General features: G+C 47.6%; 2 tRNA genes. Both read right to left on the bottom strand.

The window, feature by feature from the left end:
• Positions 1-242 precede the first annotated feature (242 nt).
• Positions 243-318 (bottom strand) — tRNA-Ala (locus K5E19_RS23685).
• A gap of 109 nt (positions 319-427) precedes the next feature.
• A tRNA-Ile gene (locus K5E19_RS23680) sits at positions 428-504 on the bottom strand.
• Positions 505-552: the final 48 nt, after the last annotated feature.

Genomic DNA, 552 nt, shown 5'->3' with positions numbered 1-552 from the left:
CACGTCCTTCATCGCCTCTGACTGCCAGGGCATCCACCGTGTACGCTTAGTCGCTTAACCTCACAACCCGAAGATGTTTCTTTCGATTCACCATCGACTTGCGAAAATTTGAGAGACTCGAACACACCAATTAAGATGTGTCGTTTCAATTTTCAGCTTGATCCAGATTTTTAAAGAGCAAAACTTCGCAGTGCACCTTTTCAGGTTCACTCTGAAGTTTTCTTATGTTCGCAGTAAAAGGATGGTGGAGCTATGCGGGATCGAACCGCAGACCTCCTGCGTGCAAGGCAGGCGCTCTCCCAGCTGAGCTATAACCCCATCGTATACACTAATCTCTGTACCGGTAATGCTTTCTGAGACAAGGCGTGGAATAACGAAGCATACTGAAGTATGCGAGTTGTTCCGCAACGCAGTATCAGGAAGTATTTGGTAGGCCTGAGTGGACTTGAACCACCGACCTCACCCTTATCAGGGGTGCGCTCTAACCACCTGAGCTACAAGCCTGCAGAGATTTTTACTGCTATTTTCATCAGACAATCTGTGTGAGCACTA

Origin of the sequence: Enterobacter sp. RIT637 (assembly GCF_019718755.1) — a bacterium.
Classification (GTDB): Bacteria; Pseudomonadota; Gammaproteobacteria; order Enterobacterales; family Enterobacteriaceae; genus Enterobacter.
This window is presented reverse-complemented; position numbering and strand designations above follow the sequence as displayed.